The organism is Bradyrhizobium sp. CCBAU 45321 (assembly GCF_028128975.1).
Classification (GTDB): Bacteria; Pseudomonadota; Alphaproteobacteria; order Rhizobiales; family Xanthobacteraceae; genus Bradyrhizobium; species Bradyrhizobium yuanmingense.
Window position 1 is genome coordinate 143,249 of sequence record NZ_LFKZ01000124.1, and the last position, 24,555, is coordinate 167,803.

Below are 24,555 nucleotides of genomic sequence, written 5' to 3' on the forward strand. Positions count from 1 at the left end.
GCCTGCCGATGGGTTTCAGGCTTGCACCGGGCATACCAGCGATATAGGCGCAGATTGCCCGCAAGGAAGGCTGCAAGGAAGGCGGCCCTACGCCGTCAGGGCAGCACCTCGCGGCGCTCGCCGAGGCGCTGATCGAGCTCGGCGCGCTTGTCCGCGAGCAGGCCGGCCTGGGCGGCTTCGATCACGGTAAACAGCTCATGTGCATCGCTGAGTCGGGTCACGGTGACGTAGCTGGCGCCGGCCTCGTAGAGCGCGCCGACGTCGGCCAACAGGTCGGCCGTGGCGACGATCAGGGCGGTCGGATTGAGCGCGCGGACGTGACGGACCAGCTTCTCGTTGGTGGCGCCCTTCAGCAGCGAATCCGGCACGCTGAGGATGATCATCTCGGACTTGCCGACGCCGGCATGGAGCAGCGTGTCGGCGCTGCTGATGTCGCCATAGATCACGTGCAGACCACGTGAAAGCAGGGTCTGGTACACATTGGGGTTGAAATCGACCACGGTGATCTGCTCGAGCAGCACCGGTGCCTGCCGTTCGATCTCGGCCAGCAGCGCGCTTGCCGCACGGAAAAAGCCGAGGATGACGATGCGGCGGGCCTCGCCATGGCCGCCCTCGTGGCCCTCCTCGGCATGGCCGTTGCCATGGTCGAGATCGCGCAGGCCGATCCGCTTCAAGGGGCCGATCGCCCAACGGGTGATCTCGTCGCTGCGGGTCATCACGAAGGTCGAGAGCACCGCCAGCACCACGAAGGCGAACGAAGCCGCATTCGCCGTCTCGGCAGCGATGTGGCGGTCCGCGACGCCGGTCTGGATCACCACCAGCGAGAATTCGGAGATTTGCGCGAGGTTGAGCGCCGGCAACAGGCTGGCGCGGAGGCCCTGCTTCATCAGGTAGAGCGGAATGAAGGTGGTGACGAGGCGGCTCACCACCGTGAACGCCGCGATCATCAAGGCGAGGCTGATCACCGAGAGGCCGGGCACAGGAATGGTCATGCCGAGCGCGACGAAGAACAGCGTGATGAAGAAGTCGCGCAGCGTGGTGACCTTGGCGGTGACATCGAGCGCATAGGGGAAGGTCGAGAGCGAGACGCCGGCGATCAGCGCACCCATCTCGCGCGACAGCGACAGTTGATACGCGGTCTCGGCGACGAGAAAGCACCAGGCGAGCGCACCGAGCAGGATCAGCTCGGGCCGCCGGGCGATCTGGTGGAACAGGCGCGGCAGCACGTAGCGGCTGACCAGCAGCGCGGCCGTGACCAGCACCGCGACGCGGCCGATCGAGAGCAGGATGACGCTGACCTGCAGATTGGCCAGACTCGGCTGCACCGCCAGGAACAGGATGACGAAGATGTCTTGGAGCACGAGGATGCCGAGGGTGATGCGGCCCGGCAGCGTATCGAGCTCGCGCTTCTCGTAGAGCACCTTGACGATGATGACCGTGCTCGACAGCGCGCAGGCGACGCAGAGATAGACCGCATCGAAATGCCCGCCGCCGAGCGACAGGCCGATGCCGACGAAGAACAAAAGCCCGAGCAGACAGCCGCCCAGCAGCTGGCTGCCCGCCGCGAACAGGATCACCCGCCCGGCCCGAACGATCTTCTTCAGGTCGATCTCGAGCCCGATCATGAACAGCATGAAGATCAGGCCGAGCTCGGAGATGACGCTGATCGATTCCTGCGAATGGACCCAGCCGGCACCGAATGGACCTATGCAGAAGCCGGCGATAAGGTAGGCCAGGATCAGCGGTTGCCGGGAGAAATGGGCGAGAAGCCCCAGCATCCAGGCGAACAGAATAGAGAGTGTGATATCGCGAATGAGCTCATGCATGCCAAATTGGTCCGTTTTGCCGCACCCTAGAGGCGGGTTGCGGTGCGGCAAGCGAGCAATTCGTCACATGCGGAATGGGCTCTTCGCAGCCATGCTGCTCGCTCCCTTCGCCTTTGCCGTGCCCGCCGCCGCGCAATCCAAGATCAGTATCGAACAAAACTTTGCCGATTCGCTCACCACGCCGCCGAAGGAGGACCTCGCCGTCTCCGGCGGTTTCTACGTGCCCGCCTATTCCAGCGTCGCGCTGAGCCAGGGCAAGCTGCGTGTCGACTTCTCGGTGACGCTGAGCGTACACAACGCCTCCGAGACCCAGCCGCCGGTCATCAAACGCATCGCCTATTTCGACACCGCAGGCAAGCAGGTCGAGAGCTTTCTGAAGACGCCGGTGGCGTTGAGGCCGCTCGCCACCGTCTCGATCTTCATACCAACCGACGACGTGCGCGGCGGGACCGGCGCCAATTTTCTGGTCGACTGGGCCGCCACGGGCGAGATCGCAGAATCCGTGGTCGAAGCCTTAATGGTTGGCGGCATCGCCAACGCGCATTACGCTTTCATCAGTCAGGGCCGTCCGACCAGGACGGCCGGCAAGAAGTAAGGCGGCCGGTGCAAAGCCGACGCTCAACAAGAACAAAACGAGGAACGCTCCCATGACGTCCAGCTTCGATTTCGCGCCCCTGTTTCCAGCAGGGCTGCCGGCCCCGTCTGCGCGCTGGACGGGCCTTGCCAAATACAGCTTCGTCGGCGGCAACAACGATTCCGAACAGGTGCCGCTCGACGAGCTGATCGAAGCGGCCGACACGGTGCTGCGGCGCGAGGGCCGCTCGCTCGCCACCTACGGTCTGGCGCATGGTCCGCAGGGCTACCTGCCGTTGCGCGAATTCCTGGTGACGAAACTCAAGCGCGACGCCGGCATCAGCTGCACGGTCGACGACCTCCTGATCGTCTCCGGCTCGCTCCAGGCGCTCGACCTCGTCAACGCCACCCTGCTGTCGCGCGGCGACACCGTGATTTTCGAGCAGGAGAGCTATCAGGGCTCCCTGACACGCCTGGCGCGGCTCGGCGTCAACATCGTCGGCATTCCGCTCGACCAGGACGGCATGCGCATGGACCTGCTGGCCTCCACGCTGGCCGACCTGAAGCGCCGCGGCATCCGGCCGAAATACATCTACACCATTCCGACGGTGCAGAACCCGACCGGCAGCATCATGCCCGAGAGCCGCCGCACCGAGCTGGTGCGGCTCGCGACCGAATATGGCGTGCCCATCTTCGAGGACGATTGCTATGCCGACCTCATCTGGTCGGGGCAGCGGCCGCCCGCGATCTACGCGATGAGCGAGAGCGGCGGCGTGATTCATATCGGCTCGTTTTCCAAGTCGATCGCGCCGGCGCTGCGCGTCGGCTTCGTCGTGGCGCCCTGGGAGGTGATGTCACGGATGCTCGCGCTGAAGACGGATGCGGGCTCCGGTGCGCTGGAGCAGATGGTGCTCGCCACTTACTGCAAGCCGCACTTTTCAACCCACGTGCCGACCCTGACCAAGGCGCTGCGCAGCAAGCTCGACACGCTGATGGAAGCCCTCAACGAGCAGTTCGGGACCGCCGCTGAGTTCGAGGAGCCCAAGGGCGGCATCTTCCTCTGGGTCAAGCTGCCCGACCAGGTCGATACGCTGAAGCTGTATCAGGCCGCGCTCGCCGCCGGCGTCTCGATCAATCCGGGGCCGGAATGGTCGACCAGCAAGGGCCATTCCGCCTCGCGGCTGCGGCTGTGCTTTGCCAGCCCCACGCATCAGCAGATCCGCGATGGCGTCGCCGTGCTAGCTGAGGTCTGCCGCAAGGAGTTCGGCGTGCCCGCCCGCAGCGCCAATGTGGAGAAGCGAGCCTGAGGCCCGGTCCGGACGTCTCCTCACGCCGCCTGTGGCTGACTGCCGTGAATCGCGGAAGCCAGCCGCAGCAACAGGACGATGGAGACGTTGCCTTTGCCGGCCTCGATCTGGGCGATGTAGCGCTCGGAGATCCCCGAGCGGCGGGCGAGCTCCCGGCGCGACAGATCGCAGCGCATGCGGGAGGACCGCAGGCGATCGCCCAACTCGCTCAGAAATGCGGCCTCGGAATAAGGCGGTACGGCACAGCTCCCCGGCAGCACTTCGCCCGCAAAATCCATGACTTGATTCAGCATTGCTCTATCCACGTTCGCCTTCGGGAAACGCCATCTTACCTTCCAAACGCCCTACCTCATTGACGCGGATCAAATTCGCGGGCGATCGGCGGCTTCCGTGGCGGGGTCGCGCGCGGGATGCTAGACTTTGGAATTGTTCGAGGCGGGGTTTTTCAGGACATGATGCGTTGTTCGGGCCGCTGGATCGCGGCTGCGGTGCTGTGGGTCGCGTTCACCCCCACGGCTGGTGCCGAGACGCTGGCCGTGACCGTGGAGCAATGGGGCCTGCTCGGCTCGTGGGCGGTCGATTGCTCGGGTAGGCCCGACCGCGACCAGGGCGCGCGCTTGACTTACGAAATCCGGAAAGACGGCCGGGTGATGTACCGGCGCAATTTCGGCGAGGCCAGGGACGAGAACGAGGTGGTGTCCGCCACGGTCAATGCCGAGGGCCTGCTCAATGTCATGGTGTACTTCCCCTCGTTGCATCAGGCCCGCGAGTTCGGGTTGCTGTTGCAGAAGGACGGCAGCCTGCGCGCGATCTACAATCGCAGCGAGCGCGGCGAGTACACGATAAGGAACGGCAAATACGTCGCCAGCGGTGCGCCGACGCCCGCGCAGCAGCGCTGCGATTAGCACGCCTTCGTCTGAACATCCGTTCAGAATTCTCTTCCCGCTCCTCCGGAACGTTCGCGCAAATCTGCGGTTTAGATGTGCATTCGTTTGGAGGAGGACATCATGAAAAAGCTTGGTTATGTGGTTGCGGCTCTCGGTGCGCTCGTGATCGCGGCGCCGACACTCGCAAGTGCGGAGACGGTGGTGATCAAGCGCAGCGGCGGCTATCATCATCATCACCACGGCCCGTACGGCGCCCGCGCCGAATTCCGCGGACATCGCCATGGCTGGCATCGCCACCATCGCGGCGACAAGGTTGTCGTCATCAAGCGCAGCCATCGCCATCACCACCACTGGGACTAATGCGCAACGCAACATGGAAATGGCCCCTCACGGGGCCATTTCTATTGCTTGTCATTGCAGCTAATCCCATGCCGGTGCGAAGCCGGGATTGACGCAACGTCTGTCCTTCGCCAGCGCGGCGATTTTTATGCGGTCGGCATCGTCGAGCGTGATCTTCAGCGCGTCGAGATTGGCCTGCTGGCTCTCGCGACGCGAGGCCTTCGGGATCGCGGCGACGCCGTCCTGGTCGAGCAGCCATTTCAACGCGACCTGCGCGGCGGTGGCATCGTGCCGGGCGCCGATGTCGGCCAGCACCGGATCGCTCGCGAAACGCCCTTGCGCCAGCGGACAATAGGCAACCAGCGGGATCGACCGCGCTTGGAGATAGGCCAGCACCTTCGATTGATCGAGCATGGCGTGATATTCGACCTGGTTGCAGGCGATCGGCGCCTTGATCTCCTCTACCGCGACCTTGAGCAGCGCGGTGGTGAAATTGGCAACGCCGATGGCGCGCGTGCGCCCCTCCTCCTTAAGCTTCATCAGGGTCTCGAACACCGCGCCCCAGTTCGCGGCTTTCGACGGCCAATGCACGAGATAGAGGTCGACATGGTCGAGCCGGAGCTTCCTAAGGCTGGCGTCGAAAGCGCGGCGGATCGCATCGGGGCTGAGGTTCTCGTGCCAGACTTTCGTGGTGACGTGCAGCTCACCGCGCGGCACGCCGGACGCGGCGATGGCCGCACCGATCGCCTCCTCGTTGGCGTACATCTCGGCCGTGTCGATGTGGCGATAGCCGATCGAAAGCGCGCTCTCGACCGCGGCACGGCAGGCATCGCCCTGCATGCGAAAGGTGCCGAGGCCGAGCTTGGGCATGCTGATGCCCTGTGTTTTCAAATGATCCATGCAACAGGCTCCTGAGCAATTCAGCCCACCGGATGCGCGCGGCGATGTCGCGTGAGCAGACTTTTCGAGTGATGGAGAAGAAGTGGCGGGACCCCCCACCCTAGCGCGGGAGGAGCACGGCGGCCAATCAAGATCGGGTTAGCAATGCCTCTCCATTGTCATGGCCGGGCTTGTCCCGGCCCTCCACGCATTGCCACGCGGCACGAAGAACGTGGATGCCCGGGACAAGCCCGGGCATGACGACTGGCGCGCCGCAACCTCACCAATGCTGCGCCACCAGCGAAGGATGCACCTGCGGCTGCGGTACGATGTCGACCGACCAGAGGTCGCGATTGTCGACGTCCTTCAGGGTCACCGTCATCACGCCGCTGTGGCCGTCGATGTCGACCCGCCCGAAGAACTGCAGGCCGAAGCAGGGCGCGAGATTCTCGCCCTGCGCGGCGCTGCAGCCATGCTGGTACATCGCGGCCGGGCCGAAGGTGTCGTCGAGCTCGCCCGGTCCCCAGCTGCCGGCATGCAACGGGCCGGAGACGAACTCCCAGAACGGCTCGAAATCCCTAAATTGCGCCTTGCTCGGATCGTAATAGTGCGCGGCGGTGTAGTGCATGTCGGCGGTGAGCCAGACGATGTTGCGGATGCCGGCACGTTTAATCGAGGCGAGCAGATCCGCGATCTCGTGCTAGCGCCGGTCGGGCGGCCCATCGCCGAGCGCAACGGCATCCAGGCTGATCAGGCCGATCGGCAAATCGGCCGCGATCACCTTCCAGGTCGCGCGCGAAGCGGCGAGCTCGCGCTTGAGCCAGGCGAGCTGCTCGGCGCCCAGGATCCAGCCGCGGTGATCATCGCCCTTGTTCCAGCTCTCGTCGCGGTAGCTGCGCATGTCGATCATGAAGACGTCGAGCAGCGGGCCGTAGGCGATCTTGCGATAGACGCGGCCGTGCCGCGCGCCGATGTCGCGGATCGGCATGAAGTCGAAGAAGGCCCGGCGGGCTCGCGCGACCAGGCGCGGGGTGCCGTCGTCCTCGTGTCCGGACTCGTCATAGGTCCCGATCGGCGACCAGTCGTTGGTCACCTCGTGATCGTCCCACTGCGCGAACATCGGCACCTGCGCATGGAAGGCGCGGAAGTGCTCGTCGAGATGGTTGTATTTGTAGTTGCCGCGGAACTGCGCCAGGGTGTGCGCCACCTCCGATTTCTCTTCGGTGACGATGTTGCGCCAGGTGTCGCCGTTCGGCAGCTTCTGCTCGGAAGGGATCGTGCAGTCCGCGTAGATGTGATCGCCACAGTGAATGAAGAAATCCGGATTGTTGTCGAGCATGGTGCGATAGCTGCGATAGCCGCCGCGGGAGACGTCGATGCCCCAGCCCTGCCCGGCGGTGTCGCCGGACCACAGAAACGAGATCGACTGACGCGCTGCCGGCGCGGTGCGGAAATGGCCGATGCGGCTTTCACCGAGGAGACCGGTGGCGATGTCGTCGAAGCGGACGCGGTAGAAGATGTCCTGCCCGGGCGGCAGATCCGCCAGCAGGAGTTTTGCAGTGAGATCGGCGGCGGGCAGCGCATCGCCGGAGGCCGAGGCGATGATGGTCTTGAAGCTCTCGACCGTAGAGCATTCCACCTGCATCCGCGCGGGCCGATCGGCGCGCGCCCAGATCACCGCGGAGCCGCCGGAGACATCGCCGGACTGGATGCCGCCTGCGATCTGCGGCCGATCGGCCGCGCGGCTCAAATGAGGCTTCGCGAGCGCGGCGATGGCGAGACTGGAAGCGGAGCGGACCAGAAACTGCCGCCGGGTCCATGCGCGCGAGGCGCGGAGCGTTGCCATTCAGGAGACCTTCGTCGAATCTCGACGGAAGGTGCCTGCGCTCCTTGACTCCCAGCTTACGGTTTCTTGACTCCGCGCCTACGGTTTTGCGACGCGGGGATGACGCCTGTGATCACCGCTTCCAGTTGCAGATGCCGCCGGAGCGGCATGGCCAGGTCTGGATGCGGGTGTCCAGTGCCTGCGCATCGAGCGGGTTGCCGCGGCGGTGCGCGAGCTTGGCGCGGGCCGCGCCCCGCGGCTGGCTGCTCGCCGCATGCGTGCCCTTCGGCTCGGCCACACGAACGCGTTCGGCGGCAACCTTCTTCGGCACGTCGACGGGCTCAGCGCGCGCCTGTGCCTCGTTGCCGCCACGCGCTTCGAGTGCGACCGGCGCGAAGTGCGTCTCCGGCCCGAGACGTTTCGGCGACAGCACCGCCTTGGATAGATCGAGGCCGAGATATTCGCCCGGCTTGTAGTCGTCGGCGCGCGCAACACCGGCCCCTGCGACCACGAGGGCAAAGGCAATTGCGAAGGGAACGCTTTTCAGGACCACGGACGCCTCCTGAAATCGATTTATGAAAGGGGCAATTTACCCCTATCTAGGAGGCGCCGCGCGTAATTCCAGCGGTCAGATGCCGCCGTGGTTAAGAAGTTTGGCGGTGTCAGGCGACCTTTCGCGCAGCGTCCGTCCCGTCCAGGAACCCCATCAGGCGGCTGCGGATGATGGTTTCAGCCTCGGCCATGATGCGATCGATCAGCTCCTTGCAGGACGGGATGTCGTGGATCAGGCCCGCGACCATGCCGCAGCTCCAGGCGCCGGCATCCATCTGGCCGTCCAGCATGATCCTGGGATAGACGCCCGCGACCTGGTCGTGGATGTCGTCGATCGTGAGCTTGGCGCCCTTTTCGCGCTCGATCTCGAGCAGGCGGTCGACATTGGCGTTCTTCAGGACGCGCTCGGTATTGCGCAACGCCCGCATGATCAGGCGGGTGTCGAGCTCGGTGGCCGCGACCAGCGCGTCCTTCACGTTCTGGTGCACCGGCGCTTCCTTGGTGGCGATGAAGCGCGTGCCCATGTTCATGCCCGCCGCGCCCAGCGAGAGCGCCGCGACCAGGCTGCGACCATCGGCCATGCCGCCGGAGGCGACGAATGGGATTTTCAACTCCTCCGCCGCACGCGGCAGCAGGATCATGTTGGGAATGTCGTCCTCGCCGGGATGGCCGCCGCACTCGAAGCCGTCGACGCTGACGGCGTCGCAGCCGATGCGCTCGGCCTTCAGCGAGTGGCGCACCGATGTGCATTTGTGGATGACCTTGATGCCGGCGGCCTTCAGCGCCGGCATGTAGGCTTCCGGGCTGCGGCCCGCGGTCTCCACGGCCTTGATGCCGCCCTCGGCGATGGCCGCGATGTATTCTGGATAAGGCGGCGCCGAGAAGGCCGGCAGGAAGGTGAGGTTGACGCCGAACGGCTTGTCCGTCATGTCGCGGCAGCGCGCGATCTCCTTGGCGAGCAGCTCGGGCGTCTTCTGCGTGAGACCGGTGATGATGCCGAGCCCGCCGGCATTGGAGACGGCAGCGGCCAGCTCGGCGAAGCCGACGAAATGCATGCCGCCCTGGATGATCGGGTGCTCGATGCCGAACAGTTCGGTGATCGCGGTCTTCACTGAAAATCCTCCCGGAATTTGCTTGATGTTGAGCTCAGTCTAGCCGGACTTTCTCGCCGCGGTCACCATTTCTCTCCGAAGGGGCGGATCTCCATCTCGAAAGTCCAGGCGCTCTTCGGCTGCTGGTAAAGCTGCCAATAGGCGTTCGCGACCGAGGACGGCGGCATCAGGAGGTCGGGATTATCGAGCGCATTCGGCCCGAGCGCCTCGAGCCGGCGCTGGCGCACCCATTCGGTGTCGACGCCGGAATCGATGATGAGATGGGCGACGTGGATGTTCTTCGGCCCGAGCTCGCGCGCCATCGCCTGCGCGACCGCGCGCAGGCCGAACTTGGCGCTGGCGAAGGCGGCATAGCCGCTGCCGCCGCGCAAGCTCGCGGTCGCACCCGTGAAGAAGATGTTGCCGCCGCCGCGCGGCAGCATCAGCCGCGCGGCCTCGCGCCCGGCGAGGAAGCCGGAATAGCAGGCCATCTCCCACACTTTCCGAAACACGCGCTCGGTGGTGTCGAGGATCGGGAAATTGACGTTGGCGCCGACGTTGAAGATGCAGACTTCGAGCGGTGCATGCTTGTCGGCGTCATTGAGGAAGGCGATGACCTCATCCTCCTTCCGCGCGTCGAGCGAGCGGGCGTGGATGTCAGCACCGGCGGCTTCGATCTCTTGCACCAGCGGCGCGAGCTTATCGCCATTGCGGCGGCCGGCGAAAATCGAGAACCCTTCGGCGGCAAACTTCTTGGCGATCTCGGCGCCGATGAAATCGCCGGCCCCGATGACGGCCGCAGTCGCGTTTCGCTTGGACAAGACCGCCTCCTCCCATGGGCCGCGCTGCGAGCGCGCGGCGTTTGTGTGCCGGAGGCTATAGTTCAATAATAGAACTGTCAAACTGAGCAGCTGAATGTTAGTTTCTAGTGAAAATCTCCCTGATCGATCAACTTAGTTCCTTTTTCAGACTGACGACTTGAGGAACCGCATCATGAAATGGGACACGCTGGAGGAAGAGCCCTGCTCGCTTGCGCGCACCGTCGCCGCGATTGGCGACCGCTGGACGCTGCTGATCCTGCGCGAGTGCTTCTTGCGGGTCAGGCGGTTCGAGGCGTTTCAGTCCTCGCTCCAGATCACACGCCATCTGCTCTCGGAGCGGCTGAAGAAGCTGGTCCGCTTCGGCATCCTGCGCCGCGTCCCCTATTCCGAGGCGCCGAAGCGCTACGAATACATCCTCACCCAGAAGGGGCTCGACCTCTACCCGATCATCATGGCGATGGTGCATTGGGGTGACACCCATATGGGCGACGAGCGCGGCCGCCCGCTGCTGCACGAGCACAAGAGCTGCGGCAAGCTGTTCGATCCCGTAATGGTGTGCTCGGAATGCGGCGAGGTGCTGCATGCCAAGCAGGTGCATGTGCATGCGGGCCCGGGGCGGAGAGAAGCGGCGGGGTGAGCGAGGCGCCGCGCCTCTCAAAGCTCAAGCGAAGGGAACACCGTAATAGGAGTTGATGCCGCGCACGGCGGCGTCGTCACTCCAGTTCCAGTCGGTCTTCTCACCGTATTTCGGCGCGCCTTCCAGATCCTTGGCGGTGATCGCAGTCACGTAACCGCCGAGCTCGGTGTCGTACTTCAGCGACTGCCAGGGCAACGGATAGTGATCATTGCCGAGGCCGAGAAAGCCGCCGAAACCAAGCACCGCATATGAGACCTTGCCGCTGATCTTGTCGATCATGACCCGTTCGATTGAACCGATCTTGTTGCGATCGGCACCGTAGACCGCGGTTCCCTCGACCTTGTCGCTTCCGATCAGCCGGCCCATCTCGTTACGGTCCAGTTCGCCCTGATTCAGCATCGTCATTCTCCACTCAGCCATTTATCAATCAACCGGAAGGGGTGAGTGATCGTTCCGGCGGGTATTCCGCAAAAGCTTTGGGAACATCACCACCAAGAGCCGGTTCTCTGAGGCTACCGAGGCCGCAACAGAGAGAGCCGCCCGCGATGTCCCAGACCGTCTCCGACTTCATCATTGGGCGCCTGTACCAATGGGGCGTGCGCCACATCTTTGGCTATCCCGGCGACGGCATCAACGGCGTGTTCGGTGCGATGAACCGGGCGGGCGGCAAGATCGGCTTCGTGCAGGCGCGGCACGAGGAAATGGCGGCCTTCATGGCAACCGCTTACGCAAAATTCTCAGGTCAGCTCGGCGTTTGCATTGCGACCTCCGGTCCCGGCGCATCGCATCTCGTCACCGGGCTGTACGACGCGCTACTCGATCACCAGCCGGTGCTGGCGATTGTCGGCCAGCAGTCGCGCAACGCCCTCGGCGGCCAATATCAGCAGGAACTCGACCTCCTCTCCATGTTCAAGGACGTCGCGGGCGCCTACGTCATGCAGGCCTCCTCGCCCGCGCAGGTGCGACACCTGATTGATCGGTCGGTGCGGATCGCACTGGCGCGGCGGACTCCTACCGTCATCATCTTGCCCAACGACCTGCAGGAGGAGGCTTACGAGGACCCGCCCCGCGCGCACGGCACGCTGCACTCGGGCGTCGGATACAGCGCCCCTAGAATCATCCCACACGACGTCGATCTCGACCGCGCCGCTGATATCCTCAATGCCGGCAAGAAGGTCGCAATGCTCGTCGGCGCCGGCGCGCTTCACGCCACCGACGAGATCATCGCGGTCGCCGACCGCCTGTCGGCCGGCTGCGCCAAGGCGCTGCTCGGCAAGGCCGCGCTGCCCGACGACCTGCCATGGGTCACCGGCTCGATCGGCCTGCTCGGCACCGAGCCCAGCTACAACATGATGATGGAATGCGACACGCTGCTGATGGTGGGCTCGACCTTTCCTTACGCAGAATTCCTGCCGAAGGAAGGCAGCGCGCGCGGCGTGCAGATCGACATCGACGCCAGCATGATGTCGATCCGCTTTCCCATGGAAGTCGGCCTCGTCGGAGATGCGGCCGAGACGCTGCGGGCATTGTTGCCGCGGCTGAAACCCAAGAGCGACGGGGCCTGGCGCCAGGGCATCCAGGACGACGTTGCGACGTGGTGGAAGACATTGGATGGCCGCGCGCATCAGCCCGCCGCGCCCGTCAATCCGCAGCTCGTCGCCTGGGAATTGTCACCGCGCCTGCCGGACCGCGCCATCATCACCAGCGATTCCGGCTCATGCGCCAACTGGTTCGCCCGCGACCTGAAGATGCGGCGCGGCATGACGGCCTCGCTCTCCGGCGGGCTCGCCTCGATGGGCGCTGCGGTGCCTTACGCGCTCGCGGCCAAATACGCCCATCCGGACCGCCCCGTGATTGCACTCGTCGGCGATGGCGCCATGCAGATGAACAACATGGCCGAGCTGATCACCGCGGCGAAGTATTGGCGCGACTGGAAGGACCCGCGGTTCATCGTCTGCGTCTTCAACAACGAGGACCTCAATCAGGTGACCTGGGAGCAACGCATCATCAACGGTGATCCCAAGTTCGAGGCGTCACAGCGCATTCCCGACGTCTCCTATTCGCGCTTCGCCGAACTGATCGGCCTGTGCGGCATCTTCGTCGACAGCCCACAGCTGCTCGGCTCGGCCTGGGAGCAGGCGCTAACAAGCGAGATGCCCGTCGTGCTGGAAGTGAAAACCGATCCCGAGGTGCCGCCGCTGCCGCCACACATCACCTTGCAGCAGGCGAAGAACTTCTCGCTCGCCCTGATGAAGGGCGACCCGAACGAGAGCGGGATGATCAAGGGAGCAGCGCGGCAGGTGCTGGAATCGATCCTGCCAGGAAAGCAATGAGGCGAGCCATGAGTGATTTCCGCGACATCAGGCACGGCGTCAACGATCCGGTCGACGGTCTCGATGTCAAGCGCCGGATCAATGACAACCGCACCTCCCACGAGCAGGCGCAGCACCACGCGGATGTACGGGCCGACGCGACCGCCACGGCGGCCGAACCGTTCCTGCCCGAACGGCTTCGACGCAAGCCGACAGATCCCATCAATCCGCGCACCGGACGGAATCGCGCGGATTAGCCGTTAGGAACCTCGGGCCCCCGCGGCGTGTTGGTCGCCGCACGTCGCCGGCAAGCGGCCACGCGACCTTTTCGGAAGGATTTGACCATGAAACGCACAATCATCGCTCTTGCCTGCATGGTTCTCGCAGGCCCCGCCCTCGCCCAGTCGCTCGGCGAAAAGACCGGCGTGAATTCGGCGCTCGGCGTTGCGCCTGCGACCGCGGACTTCGTGACGCAGGTCGCGATCAGCGACATGTTCGAGATCGAATCGAGCAAGCTCGCCCAGCAGAAGGGCAACGCGGAAGAGAAAGCCTTCGCGCAGCAGATGATCACCGATCACACCAAGACGAGCAACGAGCTCAAGGGACTGGTCGGCAATGGCAAGGTGCAGGCCAAGCTGCCGACGGCGCTCGACAGCTCGCATCAGAGCAAGATCGACAAACTCAAGAATGCAAGCGGCAAGGATTTCAGCTCGGACTACAATTCCTATCAGGTCAGCGCGCATGAAGATGCCGTGTCGCTGTTCGAGCGCTACGCCAAGGGCGGCGACAATGCCGAGCTCAAGGATTGGGCCGGCAAGACGCTCCCGGCGTTGAAGCACCACCTCGACATGGCCAAGAACCTCGGCAGGGCGCCGAGCGTCGGCCAATCCAGCAAGTAACGCATTGCTGAAAGGACGCCGGCCCTCCGGCGTCCTTTCCTGGCGCGCGATGAGAACGTCATCGCGCTGCCGCTGTGCGGTGCCTGCCGGTTGAGCCAGGAACCTTCTTTGTTCCAGGGCTTTACAAAACTGTCATGGAGGAACAGTCGCCGACGGACCGATGGCCCTTGTAACAGTCAAACCCACCCGGATCGATACGGCGATCGCCAACGAGATCGCGCACAATACCAACTCGGGGCTCGAGCATGCCGCCCAGGCCATGACCTGGGGCGCCGACGAGCATGTCCTGGTTGCGCTCGCGGCAGTGGGATGGCTCTACACCCGCCTTCGGCATCCGCAGCAGCGTCCCGTTGCCGATCACGTCCTGATCGTGTCGCTGGTGACGGCCGTGTTGCCACATGTCTTGAAATCCGTGTTCGATCAGACGAGGCCGGACCGGCTGACGGTGAGCGGCCATAGGCGCGGCGTTCCCTTTTCGGGGCGAGCGCGCGATGCATTTCCCTCAGGTCACGCCGTGCATATGGGCGCCCTTGCCTCGGCCGCAGGCCTGTTGCCGCCGGCCCCGCGCAGCCTGGCGCGCTCCTTTGCGGTAGCGCTGTCCCTGACGCGCGTCGCGCTGCTCGCGCACTGGGCCAGCGACGTCGTGGCAGGTTTCACGCTCGGCATCATCATTGAGCGCCTGTTCCGGCCGTTCACGATGGCGAAGTCACGGCAGCGGCAGCGCAAGGGCTCGGGGGGACAGCCATGACTGAATATCTCGTGCGCTTCGTCGCCGGCGGCCTGATCGTATCCGTCTTCACGATCGTCGGTGACATGCTGCGGCCGAAGAGCTTTGCCGGGCTGCTCGGCGCCGCACCGTCGGTGGCGCTGGCCACCCTCGGCATCGCAGTGGTCCAGCACGGCCCGCAATATGCTGCGGCCCAGAGCTGGACGATGATCTATGGCGCCATCGCGCTCGCCTGCTACAGCGTCGTCGTCTGCCACCTCCTGATGAGGTTCCGTTTCGGCGCGCTTCCAGCCACGATCCTCGCCTTTGCCGCATGGCTCGTTGTCGCCTTCGGCCTGCTCGCCGGCCTGGGAGGTGCCGCCTGATGCTGGTGAAGCTATCGACATCGGCGCTGAAACAGACGCGGTGGTACGAGTACGCCATTCGCTTCGTGCTCGGCGGCGGTGCGACGGTGCTCGCGGGCGTTATCGGTTCGAAGTTCGGCCTGTCCGTCGGCGGGCTCTTTCTTGCTCTTCCGGCCATCTTCTGCGCCAGCGCGACGCTGATCGAAAGTCACGAGCGTCACGCCAAGGAGAAGGCCGGCCTGAGCGGGCGGCGTCGCGGACAGAAGGCCGCGGCCCTCGATGCTGTCGGCGCCGCGCTCGGCAGCATCGGCCTCGCCGCGTTCGCCGCTATCTTCCATTTAATTGTCGGGGCAAGCGTCGCGCTCGCTTTTTTAGCCGCGCTGACGGTCTGGGCCATCGTGTCCGTGTCGGCCTGGTGGCTCAGACGCAAGCTTCGCAGTGTCTCCCACAAATCGCGTCGATCAGGCCATTCGCCGTCGGCAACGGGCTCTCGCTTCGCAAAGCCTTAAAGTGCGATGAGATTTGGATGAATCGTCATCGCTTTAGATTGTTGTTTACGCATGATCTTTGCGGAAAACCGCTTCGCACTTTTCCGGATCATGCCCTAGCTCGCTTTCGCTCCCGTCGAAGGCCGCGATTGCGGCGGCTGGAGGCCCGGGCTGTTGGCCCAGCGCTCGACCTCATCGATGATCTTCTGCTGGCTTGGCCGCACCGGCTCGGGCGCTGCGGGTTCTTCGGAAAGCTTGCGAGGTAACCTGACTTCGTCCGTCATGGTTTCTCCTCCCTTCCGGGAACAATGCCCTACGGCGGCATGCGTTACAATAAATTATTGATTTCATTTGATTTCCTACTCACTTGCGGACTTCGTCGGCTTTCGCGGAACTCTCATCAAGCTGGTTCGTTGAGTAAGCTACTCAACCTACTCAATTTGCGTGATCGCCATGAACGACCTTCGCGCCGAGCGCCTCCAGGTCATGCTCTCGCCGGAAGAGTTGGCCGCCATTGACGATTTCCGGTTCAAGCACCGCATGCCGACGCGGGCGGCAGCAGTCCGCGAACTCCTGAAGTTCGGACTGGCCGCTGTGGGCGTCGATGCCGCTGCCGGCGTGAAGTCAAGCAGCTTCGGCGTATTCGGCCGCGGGCCTGAAGGACATACTCAGGGGGATCCGGAGAGCGGCGGCGGATGACGCACGGAAAGCCCCGCTCAAAAGCAAACGACCCCGGCACGGTGGGTGCCAGGGCCGTCCTTGGAGATTGCTTCCGGCGCACCGGGGGCATGACTACCGGAAGCAACCCGGCGACTCTTCCTGCGCGAATTCGTTCCTGGTGAGCGCTTAGCCCGTGGCGTCGCTCGAGCCGTCCGGCATGGCGCCGGAACCCGGCGTCTTGATGTTGTCGTTCAGCTTGGGATCGCGCGTCGCTTCACGCGACGGCGAGCCTTTCGGATCCGCCTTGTGCACGGATTGCGCACGTTCCTTGTCGCGGGGCTGCTCCTCCCCACGCTTGTCCTTGACGATGCCTTGGTCGGAATGGGCCATGATGCGCTCTCGCTTCTGCTGATGTGTCGGAGCGCTTACGCATTGCGGCGTCGAATGTTCCGCTGCCGCAATCAGCTGCGCACAGCATGGACGGCAGATGCGCTCTCGAGATGCACCTGTCGCACCGTCGTCACCGTCGCGAACGCGACGGAGACGCCAAAGGCGAGAATGAGGGAGAGAAGAGCCAGACGTGGAGCCATCGTCAAACCTCCTTCTGCAATTGGAAACCTCCGCGATCGACCTTCCCGGATGATCCCAAATCAGTTGTGCGCCTTCCGTGAGCGGTCTCACATGCAGATTTTTAAAGACGAGCTCACCCGTTCCGCTTTGGAGCTGCATGGACGGGAACGGGCGAAATTTCGCCGTCGAGCCAATCCTGCTCGTTGGCGAGTGCCGTCCAGGCGTCGGCCATGCGCGAATAGCGCTTATGGGCGGGCTGTCCGTCAGCGCGCTCGGCAAGCTGAAGACAATTGTCGGCGTTGTCTCTGAAGACGTCAGACTGTTTCATATAAAGGACGTGGGGACGGAACTCTTGCGCCGCAACCCGCTTACCGGATCGTAATGGTAGGGGAACTTTCGCACGCGGTTCGTCATTGAAGATCAATGCGAGTTGTCGCCGCAATCATTCTGGCATTGATCAGCACCTCGGCGCTTGCCGACAGCCTTGGCGAACGAAAGCCCGGCGCAAGGGCGCCCTCCGCGATCGAGGTGATCAGCGGTGCCTACAATTTCAGCCGGTTTCAACAGGGGCTGCTCGAGAACACCGACCTCAAGGGCAACGCCGAGGTCAAGAACCTCGCCGCCCTGCGCGCCGAGGAAGCGGCTAAGCGCGACAAGCGACTAAAAGAGGTCCAGGAGGCCATCGGCGCGGAACTGCATGTCGGCAGGGCAACATCCTTGAGCGCGAGCCTCGTCGAGCCCGAAATGTCGGATGGTCCGGCCTACGTCAGAAGTTTCTATGCCGCACAAATTCCCGAGTATGAATCGATCATCGGCCTGCTCGAGCGCTATCTGACGGCGCCCGACAATGCGGCGCTCGCAGCGTTCGCGCGCGAACAGCTTCCGCTGCTTCGCGCGCAGGTCAGCGACGCCGAGCGCACCATGGCGGACAAATAACTCTACTTGTCGTTCCGGTGTTGCTGGCTCTGCGGCCGCACGGTGCGGTCGCTCTCCGGCATCTTATCGCGACCCGCATCGCCGTTGTCGTCCTTGCCGCCGGACGAGGACGTGCCGCTTCCGCTTGGATTCGAGCGGGTGGCCGCTCCGGTGGTCGGCGTGTCCGCCTGCGGGTTGGCGGAGCTTGCGGCGGGGTCGCCCGTCACGGAGCCGCGCCCGCTTGGCGCACCGCCCTGCGCCAGAGCCGACCCCGCGGCAAGCGCCGTGATGGCGATGGCGACAATTGCTGCCTTCATGTCCGTTCTCCCGGTCTGCCCTGGCTAACCGTCAGGCTCGGCGCTCCGTTCCGAAGCAGGGCTGCGGACGACGGACGCGTTGACGACCCGCCCCTGCGGCCTTTTTCCTTTCGAGGGGGTGTGGAACAAACCGGCCGGTCCGTCGTTAACTCGGTCGGGCTGAGCAAAGCGGGTTCCATTTCCTTGCGCCGTACGTTGGCGCTTGATTTCGAATTTGGCTGACGCTCTTATTTCGTCGAACGCGTCTTGCCTCAGATTCGGCCGACGCCTGCGGGGGAAACAGTATGAGCGACCTCGATTCCGGAACTGCATCACGCTCCGGTCGTCGCGTCCCAAAGCCAAAAATCAACGGTACCTCCGAGTCAGATTCCCGAGCGGAACTGCTGCTCGCCCTCCAGGCGATGCGCAGCGGTGACTTTTCGGTGCGCATGAGCGGCGACTATCTCGGTATCGACGGCAAGATCGCCGACACTTTTAACGAAATTATCGCCGCCAACCAGCGCATGGCGCAGCAGCTCGAGCTGGTGGGCCAGGTGGTGGGACGCGAAGGCAAGACCCGCCAGCGCGTGAAATTCGGCCTTGCGTCGGGCTCCTGGGCCGACATGGAAGGTTCGGTCAACACGCTGATCGACGACTTGTTGTGGCCGACGCGCGAGGTGACACGCGCGGTTGCCGCTGTCGCCCAAGGCGACCTGCTGCAGACCGTCAAGCTCGACGTCGACGGCCGTCCGCTCCGCGGCGAGTTCTTGCAGTCGGCGACGATCGTCAACACCATGATCAAGCAGCTCGGCGTGTTCACCTCGGAGGTGACGCGCGTGGCGCGCGAGGTCGGCACCGAAGGCAAGCTCGGCGGCCAGGCCCAGGTGCCGGAGGTGACCGGCGTCTGGAAGGACCTCACCGAGAGCGTCAACTCGATGGCGAACAACCTGACCAACCAGGTTCGCAACATCGCCGAGGTGACGATCGCGGTCGCCAACGGCGACCTCTCCAAGAAGATCACGGTCGACGTCCGCGGCGAGATCCTCCAGCTCAAGGAAGCCATCAATACGATGGTGGACCAGCTGCGCTCCTTCGCCTCCGAAGTGACGCGCGTGGCGCGCGAGGTCGGCACCGACGGCAAGCTGGGCGGCCAGGCCATCGTGCCCGGCGTCGCCGGCACCTGGAAAGACCTGACCGACTCCGTCAACGCGATGTGCGGCAACCTGACCGCACAGGTCCGCAACATCGCCAACGTCACCACCGCCGTGGCGCGCGGCGACCTCTCGCGCAAGATCACCGTGGACGTGCGCGGCGAGATCCTGGAGCTGAAGGACACCATCAACACCATGGTGGACCAGCTCAACTCGTTCGCCTCGGAAGTCACGCGCGTGGCGCGCGAGGTCGGCACCGAGGGCAAGCTCGGCGGCCAGGCCCAGGTGCCCGGCGTCGCCGGCACCTGGAAGGACCTCACCGACAACGTCAACTTCATGGCCTCCAACCTGACCGCGCAGGTCCGCAACATCGCCGACGTCGCGACCGCCATCGCCAGCGGCGACTTGTCGAAGAAGATCACGGTGAACGTCTCGGGCGAGATCCTTCAGCTGAAGGAGACGCTCAACACCATGGTCGACCAGCTCAACGCCTTCGCCGGCGAAGTCACGCGCGTCGCCCGCGAGGTCGGCACCGAGGGCCGGCTCGGCGGCCAGGCCAACGTGCTCGGCGTCGCCGGCACCTGGAAGGACCTCACCGAGAGCGTCAACTCGATGGCCTCGAACCTGACCGCGCAGGTCCGCAACATCGCCGAGGTGACCACCGCAGTCGCCGGCGGCGACCTCTCGAAGAAGATCACCGTGGACGTGCGCGGCGAGATCCTCGAGTTGAAGGACACCATCAACACGATGGTGGACCAGCTCAACGCCTTCGCCGGCGAAGTCACGCGCGTGGCGCGCGAGGTCGGCACCGAAGGCAAGCTTGGCGGTCAGGCGGTGGTGCGCGGCGTCGGCGGCACGTGGAAGGACCTCACCGACAGCGTCAACTCGATGGCCTCGAACCTCACCGGCCAGGTCCGCAACATCGCCGAGGTCGCAACCGCGGTGGCGAAGGGCGACTTGTCCAAGAAGATCACGGTGAACGTCTCGGGCGAGATCCTTCAGCTGAAGGAAACGCTCAACACCATGGTCGACCAGCTCAACGCCTTCGCCGGCGAAGTCACGCGCGTGGCGCGCGAGGTCGGCACCGACGGCAAGCTCGGCGGCCAGGCCGACGTGCCCGGCGTCGCCGGCACCTGGAAGGACCTGACCGACTCCGTGAACTCGATGGCGGGCAACCTCACCGCCCAGGTCCGCAACATCGCGGAAGTTGCCACCGCCATCGCCGGCGGCGACCTGTCGCGCAAGATCACCGTGGACGTGCGCGGCGAGATCCTTCAGCTCAAGGACACGCTGAACACGATGGTCGACCAGCTCAACCGCTTCGCGGGCGAGGTGACGCGCGTGGCGCGCGAGGTCGGCACCGAAGGCCGCCTCGGCGGTCAGGCCAACGTGCCCGGCGTCGCCGGCACCTGGAAGGACTTGACGGACTCCGTCAACTCGATGGCGGGTAACCTCACCGCCCAGGTCCGCAACATCGCCGAGGTGACGACCGCGGTGGCGCGCGGCGACCTCTCGCGCAAGATCACCGTCGACGTGAAGGGCGAAATCCTCGAGCTGAAGAACACCATCAACACCATGGTGGACCAGCTCAACGGCTTTGCCGGCGAAGTCACGCGCGTGGCGCGCGAGGTCGGCACCGAAGGCAAGCTCGGCGGCCAGGCCGAGGTGCCCGGCGTCGCCGGCACCTGGAAGGACCTCACCGACAACGTCAACTTCATGGCCTCCAACCTGACGGCGCAGGTCCGCAACATCGCCGAGGTCGCAACCGCCATCGCCGGCGGCGACCTGTCGAAGAAGATCACGGTGGACGTACGCGGCGAGATCCTTCTCCTGAAGGACACGCTGAACACCATGGTCGAGCAGCTCCGCTCCTTCGCCGCCGAAGTCACGCGCGTGGCGCGCGAGGTCGGCACCGAGGGACGGCTCGGCGGTCAGGCCGTGGTGCCCGGCGTCGGCGGCACCTGGAAGGATCTCACGGACAACGTCAACCTCTTGGCTGCGAACCTCACCACCCAGGTCCGCAACATCGCCGAGGTGACGACCGCGGTGGCGCGCGGCGACCTCTCGCGCAAGATCACTGTGGATGTGAAGGGCGAAATCCTGGAGCTGAAGAACACCATCAACACCATGGTGGACCAGCTCAACGCATTCGCCGGCGAAGTGACGCGCGTCGCGCGCGAGGTCGGCACGGAAGGAAAGCTCGGCGGCCAGGCCCAGGTGCCCGGCGTCGCCGGCACGTGGAAGGACCTCACCGACACCGTCAACTTCATGGCGGCGAACCTGACCGAGCAGGTGCGCGGCATCGTCAAGGTGGTGACCGCGGTCGCCAACGGCGATCTGAAGCAGAACCTCACGGTGAAATCGAAGGGCGAAGTCGCGGCGCTCGCCGACACCATCAACAACATGACCGAGACGCTCGCGACCTTCGCCGATCAGGTGACCTCGGTGGCGCGCGAGGTCGGCGTCGAAGGCCGGCTCGGCGGTCAGGCCAACGTGCCCGGCGCTGCCGGCACCTGGAAGGATCTCACCGGCAACGTCAACCTGCTCGCGGCCAACCTGACCTCGCAGGTGCGCGCGATCGCGGAAGTCGCGACCGCCGTGACCAAGGGCGACCTGACGCGGTCGATCCAGGTCGACGCCCGCGGCGAAGTGGCGGAGCTGAAGGACAACATCAACACGATGATCACCAACCTCCGTCTCACGACGGAGCTGAACACCGAGCAGGACTGGCTGAAGACCAACCTCGCCAAGTTCACCAACATGCTCCAGGGCCAGCGCGACCTCACCACCGTCGGCCGCCTGCTGCTCACCGAATTGTCGCCGCTGGTGAACGCCCACACCGGCGTGATCTACCAGGTCGAGAACGAGAACGATCCCCAGCTCCTGCTGCTCGCCTCCTACGCCAGCGACGGCGTCTACCCCTATCAGCCGGTGCTGCAGTTCGGCGAAGGCCTGATCGGCCAATGCGCCTTCGACAAGCGGCCGCGCGTCGTCTCCGACATTCCGTCGGACGTGGTGCCGATCAACTCGGCGCTGTTTCGCGTCGCGCCGAAAAACCTCGTCGTGCTGCCGGTGCTGTTCGAGGGCCAGGTCAAGGCCGTGATCGAGCTCGCCTCGCTCATCTCCTTCACGACGTCGCAGATGACGTTCCTGGAGCAGCTCACCGACTCCATCGGCATCGTGCTCAATTCGATCGAGGCCACGATGCAGACCGAAGGCCTGCTCAAGCAGTCGCAGCAGCTCGCCGGCGAGCTGCAGACCCAGCAACGCGAATTGCAGCAGACCAACGACCAGCTCGAGCAGAAGGCGCAGCAGCTCGCCGAACGCAACGTCGAGGTCGAGCGCAAGAACCAGGAGATCGAGCAGGCCCGCCGCGCGCTCGAGGAGAAGGCGACCGAGCTCGCGCTGACGTCGAAGTACAAGTCCGAGTTCCTCGCCAATATGAGCCACGAGCTGCGTACGCCGCTGAACTCGATCCTGATCCTCGGACAGCAGCTCAGCGACAACCCCGATGGCAACCTCTCGGCCAAGCAGGTCGAGTTCGCCCGCACCATCCATGGTGCCGGCACCGACCTGCTCAACCTCATCAGCGACATTCTCGATCTCTCCAAGATCGAGTCCGGCACCGTGACGGTCGACGCCGAGGAAATCCTGACCGCGAACCTGCTCGAGACCGTCGGCCGGCCGTTCCGGCACGAGGCGGACAACCGCAATCTGTCGTTCAAGATCGACGTCGATCCGAACCTGCCGCGCAGCATTGTGACCGACTCCAAGCGGCTGCAACAGGTTCTGAAGAATCTGCTCTCCAACGCCTTCAAGTTCACCGCCGACGGCGAAGTGCGCCTGAAGGTCGCCGGCGCAATCGGCGGCTGGGGGACGGATCATCCGGTGCTGAACTCGGCGCCGGCCGTGATCGCCTTCGAAGTGTCCGACACCGGCATCGGCATTCCCCTGGAGAAGCAGAAGCTGATCTTCGAGGCGTTCCAGCAGGCCGATGCCGGCACGAGCCGCAAATATGGCGGCACCGGCCTCGGCCTTGCGATCAGCCGCGAGCTTGCCAGCCTGCTCGGCGGCGAGATCCACCTGCGCAGCGCGCCGGGCAAGGGCTCGACCTTCACGCTCTATCTGCCCTTGAAATATTCCGGCCCGACCCTCGCGCCGCGGGCGCCGGCGTCACAGCAATACGGCCAGCCGCCGGCGCTGCAGCCTGCTGCGCCCGACCAGCAGCGCGTTATCGAGCAGCTGCCCGACGACCGCCTCAACCTCGAGCCCGGCGACACCATTCTCCTGATCGTCGAGGACGACCCGCATTATGCCCGCGTGCTGGTCGATCTGGCCCGCGACAAGGGCTTCAAGGTCCTGGTCGCCGCGCGCGGCGCCGAGGCCCTCGAGCTCGCCAAGCAATACCAGCCGACGGCCGTCTCCCTCGACGTGTTCCTGCCCGACATGCTGGGCTGGACCGTGTTGAGCCAGCTCAAGCACAATCCGCTCACCCGCCACATCCCGGTCCAGATCATCACGCTCGACGAGGACCGCCAGCATGCGCTGGCGCGCGGCGCCTTCTCCTTCGTCAACAAGCCGACGACGACCGAGGGCGTCTCGGCCGCGCTGACGCAGATCAAGGAATATGCGCGGCCGCGGCGCAAGCGGCTCTTGATCGTCGAGGACAACGAGGCCGAGCGGCTCTCGATCCGCGAGCTGCTGCACCACGACGACATCGAGATCCTGGCCACGGATACCGGGGCCGGCGCGCTCACGACGTTGCGCGAGCAACCCTGCGATTGCGTGGTGCTCGACCTTAGGCTGCCCGACATGAGCGGCTTCGAGGTGCTCGATCAGATCCGCAACGACGAGGCGCTGTCGAACATCCCCGTCGTGGTGTTCACCGGCCGCGAGCTTTCCGCCGAGGAGGATGCCGAGCTTCACACCATGGCACGCAGCATCGTGGTCAAGGGCGTGGAATCGCCCGAGCGCCTGCTCGACGAGACCGCGTTGTTCCTGCACCGCGTGATCACGGAGCTGCCGATCGAGAAGCAGCGCATGCTGGAGAAGCTGAACAGTTCCGACGAGGACCTGATCGGCAAGACCGCCCTGCTCGTCGACGACGATGCCCGCAATATCTTCGCGCTCTCAAGCGTGCTGGAACGACGCGGCATGAAGGTGCTGACGGCCACGACCGGCAGTGAGGCGGTGACGCTGGTCGAATCCAATCCGGAGATCGCGATCGTGCTGATGGACATCATGATGCCGCAGATGGATGGCTATCAGACCATCGGCGTGATCCGCGAGAACCCGGCCTTCGCCCGTCTGCCGATCATCGCGTTGACCGCCAAGGCGATGAAGGGCGACCGCGAGAAGTGCCTCGAAGCCGGCGCGTCTGACTACCTCGCCAAGCCGGTCAACACCGACCAATTGCTGCTTGCGATCCGCATGTGGCTGCATCGCTGAGTTGGACC

The 24,555-nt window shown here is 64.7% G+C and carries 26 protein-coding genes and 1 pseudogene; 14 read left to right on the forward strand and 13 right to left on the reverse strand.

What is annotated here, in order from left to right:
* Positions 1-95: 95 nt before the first annotated feature.
* Entirely contained in the window at positions 96-1,826 is a 1,731-nt protein-coding gene (locus ACM43_RS20860) for a cation:proton antiporter (RefSeq protein ID WP_271542521.1), read from the reverse strand.
* 67 nt (positions 1,827-1,893) lie between these two features.
* Between ACM43_RS20860 and ACM43_RS20865 the strand changes: the two genes are divergently transcribed.
* Entirely contained in the window at positions 1,894-2,421 is a 528-nt protein-coding gene (locus ACM43_RS20865; RefSeq protein WP_271542523.1) for a DUF3124 domain-containing protein, read from the forward strand.
* Between the two features lie 52 nt (positions 2,422-2,473).
* Entirely contained in the window at positions 2,474-3,706 is a 1,233-nt protein-coding gene (locus ACM43_RS20870) for an aminotransferase-like domain-containing protein (protein ID WP_271542525.1), read from the forward strand.
* Positions 3,707-3,726: 20 nt separating this feature from the next.
* On the opposite strand, the gene ACM43_RS20875 is transcribed toward ACM43_RS20870, so the two are convergent.
* Positions 3,727-3,999 (reverse strand): helix-turn-helix domain-containing protein, encoded by a 273-nt coding sequence (locus ACM43_RS20875; RefSeq protein ID WP_036031024.1) that lies wholly within the window; start codon positions 3,997-3,999, stop codon positions 3,727-3,729.
* 159 nt (positions 4,000-4,158) lie between these two features.
* Between ACM43_RS20875 and ACM43_RS20880 the strand changes: the two genes are divergently transcribed.
* Both ACM43_RS20880 and ACM43_RS20885 read left to right on the forward strand, forming a co-directional pair.
* Positions 4,159-4,611, forward strand: a complete 453-nt coding sequence (locus ACM43_RS20880) for a hypothetical protein (protein ID WP_198399976.1) — start codon at positions 4,159-4,161, stop codon at positions 4,609-4,611.
* Between the two features lie 102 nt (positions 4,612-4,713).
* Complete coding sequence (locus tag ACM43_RS20885; protein ID WP_157286955.1) at positions 4,714-4,953, forward strand: hypothetical protein; 240 nt, start codon at positions 4,714-4,716, stop codon at positions 4,951-4,953.
* 60 nt (positions 4,954-5,013) lie between these two features.
* On the opposite strand, the gene ACM43_RS20890 is transcribed toward ACM43_RS20885, so the two are convergent.
* From ACM43_RS20890 to ACM43_RS20910, 5 genes and pseudogenes are all read right to left on the reverse strand, one after another.
* Positions 5,014-5,832, reverse strand: coding sequence for an aldo/keto reductase (locus ACM43_RS20890; RefSeq protein WP_271542530.1), 819 nt, complete (start codon positions 5,830-5,832; stop codon positions 5,014-5,016).
* A gap of 259 nt (positions 5,833-6,091) precedes the next feature.
* Positions 6,092-7,657, reverse strand: a pseudogene (locus ACM43_RS20895) (alkaline phosphatase D family protein).
* 112 nt (positions 7,658-7,769) lie between these two features.
* Positions 7,770-8,189: a hypothetical protein gene (locus ACM43_RS20900; RefSeq protein WP_271542532.1), complete on the reverse strand. Its 420-nt coding sequence runs from the start codon at positions 8,187-8,189 to the stop codon at positions 7,770-7,772.
* Positions 8,190-8,298: 109 nt separating this feature from the next.
* On the reverse strand, positions 8,299-9,300 hold the full coding sequence (locus tag ACM43_RS20905) for an NAD(P)H-dependent flavin oxidoreductase (RefSeq protein WP_271542534.1): 1,002 nt from the start codon (positions 9,298-9,300) through the stop codon (positions 8,299-8,301).
* A gap of 62 nt (positions 9,301-9,362) precedes the next feature.
* Positions 9,363-10,100: an SDR family oxidoreductase gene (locus tag ACM43_RS20910; protein WP_271542536.1), complete on the reverse strand. Its 738-nt coding sequence runs from the start codon at positions 10,098-10,100 to the stop codon at positions 9,363-9,365.
* Between the two features lie 172 nt (positions 10,101-10,272).
* Here ACM43_RS20910 and ACM43_RS20915 point away from each other — a divergent pair, with 172 nt between their 5' ends.
* Entirely contained in the window at positions 10,273-10,737 is a 465-nt protein-coding gene (locus ACM43_RS20915; RefSeq protein WP_271542538.1) for a winged helix-turn-helix transcriptional regulator, read from the forward strand.
* A gap of 24 nt (positions 10,738-10,761) precedes the next feature.
* Here ACM43_RS20915 and ACM43_RS20920 read toward each other — a convergent pair whose 3' ends face one another.
* Positions 10,762-11,136, reverse strand: coding sequence for a PRC-barrel domain-containing protein (locus ACM43_RS20920; protein WP_157287000.1), 375 nt, complete (start codon positions 11,134-11,136; stop codon positions 10,762-10,764).
* A 146-nt stretch (positions 11,137-11,282) separates the two neighbouring features.
* Here ACM43_RS20920 and ACM43_RS20925 point away from each other — a divergent pair, with 146 nt between their 5' ends.
* The 6 genes from ACM43_RS20925 to ACM43_RS20950 all read left to right on the forward strand — a co-directional run bounded on the left by ACM43_RS20925 (position 11,283) and on the right by ACM43_RS20950 (position 15,528).
* Positions 11,283-13,070: a thiamine pyrophosphate-requiring protein gene (locus tag ACM43_RS20925; protein ID WP_271542540.1), complete on the forward strand. Its 1,788-nt coding sequence runs from the start codon at positions 11,283-11,285 to the stop codon at positions 13,068-13,070.
* 8 nt (positions 13,071-13,078) lie between these two features.
* Positions 13,079-13,306 carry a hypothetical protein gene (locus tag ACM43_RS20930; protein ID WP_157286961.1) on the forward strand — a complete coding sequence of 76 codons (228 nt, stop codon included), beginning with the start codon at positions 13,079-13,081 and terminating at the stop codon, positions 13,304-13,306.
* Between the two features lie 87 nt (positions 13,307-13,393).
* Positions 13,394-13,948 carry a DUF4142 domain-containing protein gene (locus ACM43_RS20935; protein ID WP_271542542.1) on the forward strand — a complete coding sequence of 185 codons (555 nt, stop codon included), beginning with the start codon at positions 13,394-13,396 and terminating at the stop codon, positions 13,946-13,948.
* Between the two features lie 160 nt (positions 13,949-14,108).
* Positions 14,109-14,696: a phosphatase PAP2 family protein gene (locus tag ACM43_RS20940; protein WP_271542544.1), complete on the forward strand. Its 588-nt coding sequence runs from the start codon at positions 14,109-14,111 to the stop codon at positions 14,694-14,696.
* The gene (locus ACM43_RS20945) at positions 14,693-15,040 is read left to right on the forward strand and encodes a DUF3147 family protein (RefSeq protein WP_271542545.1); all 348 of its coding nucleotides are present in this window, start codon (positions 14,693-14,695) and stop codon (positions 15,038-15,040) included. Before ACM43_RS20940 ends, ACM43_RS20945 begins: the two co-directional genes overlap by 4 nt.
* Positions 15,040-15,528: a DUF3147 family protein gene (locus tag ACM43_RS20950; RefSeq protein ID WP_157286965.1), complete on the forward strand. Its 489-nt coding sequence runs from the start codon at positions 15,040-15,042 to the stop codon at positions 15,526-15,528. The genes ACM43_RS20945 and ACM43_RS20950 overlap by 1 nt, the downstream gene beginning before the upstream one ends.
* A 95-nt stretch (positions 15,529-15,623) precedes the next feature.
* Here the strand turns inward: ACM43_RS20950 and ACM43_RS20955 are convergent, their stop codons facing one another.
* On the reverse strand, positions 15,624-15,791 hold the full coding sequence (locus ACM43_RS20955; protein ID WP_271542546.1) for a hypothetical protein: 168 nt from the start codon (positions 15,789-15,791) through the stop codon (positions 15,624-15,626).
* A gap of 169 nt (positions 15,792-15,960) precedes the next feature.
* On the opposite strand from ACM43_RS20955, the gene ACM43_RS20960 reads away from it, so the two are divergent.
* Positions 15,961-16,206, forward strand: coding sequence for a hypothetical protein (locus tag ACM43_RS20960; protein ID WP_271542552.1), 246 nt, complete (start codon positions 15,961-15,963; stop codon positions 16,204-16,206).
* A 147-nt stretch (positions 16,207-16,353) separates the two neighbouring features.
* Here ACM43_RS20960 and ACM43_RS20965 read toward each other — a convergent pair whose 3' ends face one another.
* From ACM43_RS20965 to ACM43_RS20975, 3 genes are all read right to left on the reverse strand, one after another.
* On the reverse strand, positions 16,354-16,557 hold the full coding sequence (locus tag ACM43_RS20965) for a hypothetical protein (protein WP_036038118.1): 204 nt from the start codon (positions 16,555-16,557) through the stop codon (positions 16,354-16,356).
* Positions 16,558-16,628: 71 nt separating this feature from the next.
* Positions 16,629-16,757 carry a hypothetical protein gene (locus ACM43_RS20970; RefSeq protein WP_271542554.1) on the reverse strand — a complete coding sequence of 43 codons (129 nt, stop codon included), beginning with the start codon at positions 16,755-16,757 and terminating at the stop codon, positions 16,629-16,631.
* A 113-nt stretch (positions 16,758-16,870) separates the two neighbouring features.
* Positions 16,871-17,065: a hypothetical protein gene (locus ACM43_RS20975; protein WP_074447527.1), complete on the reverse strand. Its 195-nt coding sequence runs from the start codon at positions 17,063-17,065 to the stop codon at positions 16,871-16,873.
* A 95-nt stretch (positions 17,066-17,160) separates the two neighbouring features.
* On the opposite strand from ACM43_RS20975, the gene ACM43_RS20980 reads away from it, so the two are divergent.
* On the forward strand, positions 17,161-17,673 hold the full coding sequence (locus tag ACM43_RS20980; protein ID WP_271542556.1) for a DUF4142 domain-containing protein: 513 nt from the start codon (positions 17,161-17,163) through the stop codon (positions 17,671-17,673).
* Positions 17,674-17,675: 2 nt separating this feature from the next.
* Here ACM43_RS20980 and ACM43_RS20985 read toward each other — a convergent pair whose 3' ends face one another.
* Positions 17,676-17,969 (reverse strand): hypothetical protein, encoded by a 294-nt coding sequence (locus ACM43_RS20985; protein ID WP_271542558.1) that lies wholly within the window; start codon positions 17,967-17,969, stop codon positions 17,676-17,678.
* Positions 17,970-18,253: 284 nt separating this feature from the next.
* Between ACM43_RS20985 and ACM43_RS20990 the strand changes: the two genes are divergently transcribed.
* Entirely contained in the window at positions 18,254-24,547 is a 6,294-nt protein-coding gene (locus ACM43_RS20990) for a HAMP domain-containing protein (RefSeq protein WP_271542560.1), read from the forward strand.
* Positions 24,548-24,555 lie beyond the last annotated feature (8 nt).

What these genes read in the sequence shown, in the direction of transcription:
- ACM43_RS20860 (WP_271542521.1), bottom strand. Translation starts at nt 1,826, where the DNA reads ATGCATGAGCTCATTCGCGATATCACACTCTCTATTCTGTTCGCCTGG.
- ACM43_RS20865 (WP_271542523.1), top strand. Translation starts at nt 1,894, where the DNA reads ATGCGGAATGGGCTCTTCGCAGCCATGCTGCTCGCTCCCTTCGCCTTT.
- ACM43_RS20870 (WP_271542525.1), top strand. Translation starts at nt 2,474, where the DNA reads ATGACGTCCAGCTTCGATTTCGCGCCCCTGTTTCCAGCAGGGCTGCCG.
- ACM43_RS20875 (WP_036031024.1), bottom strand. Translation starts at nt 3,999, where the DNA reads ATGCTGAATCAAGTCATGGATTTTGCGGGCGAAGTGCTGCCGGGGAGC.
- ACM43_RS20880 (WP_198399976.1), top strand. Translation starts at nt 4,159, where the DNA reads ATGATGCGTTGTTCGGGCCGCTGGATCGCGGCTGCGGTGCTGTGGGTC.
- ACM43_RS20885 (WP_157286955.1), top strand. Translation starts at nt 4,714, where the DNA reads ATGAAAAAGCTTGGTTATGTGGTTGCGGCTCTCGGTGCGCTCGTGATC.
- ACM43_RS20890 (WP_271542530.1), bottom strand. Translation starts at nt 5,832, where the DNA reads ATGGATCATTTGAAAACACAGGGCATCAGCATGCCCAAGCTCGGCCTC.
- ACM43_RS20915 (WP_271542538.1), top strand. Translation starts at nt 10,273, where the DNA reads ATGAAATGGGACACGCTGGAGGAAGAGCCCTGCTCGCTTGCGCGCACC.
- ACM43_RS20920 (WP_157287000.1), bottom strand. Translation starts at nt 11,136, where the DNA reads ATGCTGAATCAGGGCGAACTGGACCGTAACGAGATGGGCCGGCTGATC.
- ACM43_RS20925 (WP_271542540.1), top strand. Translation starts at nt 11,283, where the DNA reads ATGTCCCAGACCGTCTCCGACTTCATCATTGGGCGCCTGTACCAATGG.
- ACM43_RS20930 (WP_157286961.1), top strand. Translation starts at nt 13,079, where the DNA reads ATGAGTGATTTCCGCGACATCAGGCACGGCGTCAACGATCCGGTCGAC.
- ACM43_RS20935 (WP_271542542.1), top strand. Translation starts at nt 13,394, where the DNA reads ATGAAACGCACAATCATCGCTCTTGCCTGCATGGTTCTCGCAGGCCCC.
- ACM43_RS20940 (WP_271542544.1), top strand. Translation starts at nt 14,109, where the DNA reads ATGGCCCTTGTAACAGTCAAACCCACCCGGATCGATACGGCGATCGCC.
- ACM43_RS20945 (WP_271542545.1), top strand. Translation starts at nt 14,693, where the DNA reads ATGACTGAATATCTCGTGCGCTTCGTCGCCGGCGGCCTGATCGTATCC.
- ACM43_RS20950 (WP_157286965.1), top strand. Translation starts at nt 15,040, where the DNA reads ATGCTGGTGAAGCTATCGACATCGGCGCTGAAACAGACGCGGTGGTAC.
- ACM43_RS20955 (WP_271542546.1), bottom strand. Translation starts at nt 15,791, where the DNA reads ATGACGGACGAAGTCAGGTTACCTCGCAAGCTTTCCGAAGAACCCGCA.
- ACM43_RS20960 (WP_271542552.1), top strand. Translation starts at nt 15,961, where the DNA reads ATGAACGACCTTCGCGCCGAGCGCCTCCAGGTCATGCTCTCGCCGGAA.
- ACM43_RS20965 (WP_036038118.1), bottom strand. Translation starts at nt 16,557, where the DNA reads ATGGCCCATTCCGACCAAGGCATCGTCAAGGACAAGCGTGGGGAGGAG.
- ACM43_RS20970 (WP_271542554.1), bottom strand. Translation starts at nt 16,757, where the DNA reads ATGGCTCCACGTCTGGCTCTTCTCTCCCTCATTCTCGCCTTTGGCGTC.
- ACM43_RS20975 (WP_074447527.1), bottom strand. Translation starts at nt 17,065, where the DNA reads ATGAAACAGTCTGACGTCTTCAGAGACAACGCCGACAATTGTCTTCAG.
- ACM43_RS20980 (WP_271542556.1), top strand. Translation starts at nt 17,161, where the DNA reads ATGCGAGTTGTCGCCGCAATCATTCTGGCATTGATCAGCACCTCGGCG.
- ACM43_RS20985 (WP_271542558.1), bottom strand. Translation starts at nt 17,969, where the DNA reads ATGAAGGCAGCAATTGTCGCCATCGCCATCACGGCGCTTGCCGCGGGG.
- ACM43_RS20990 (WP_271542560.1), top strand. Translation starts at nt 18,254, where the DNA reads ATGAGCGACCTCGATTCCGGAACTGCATCACGCTCCGGTCGTCGCGTC.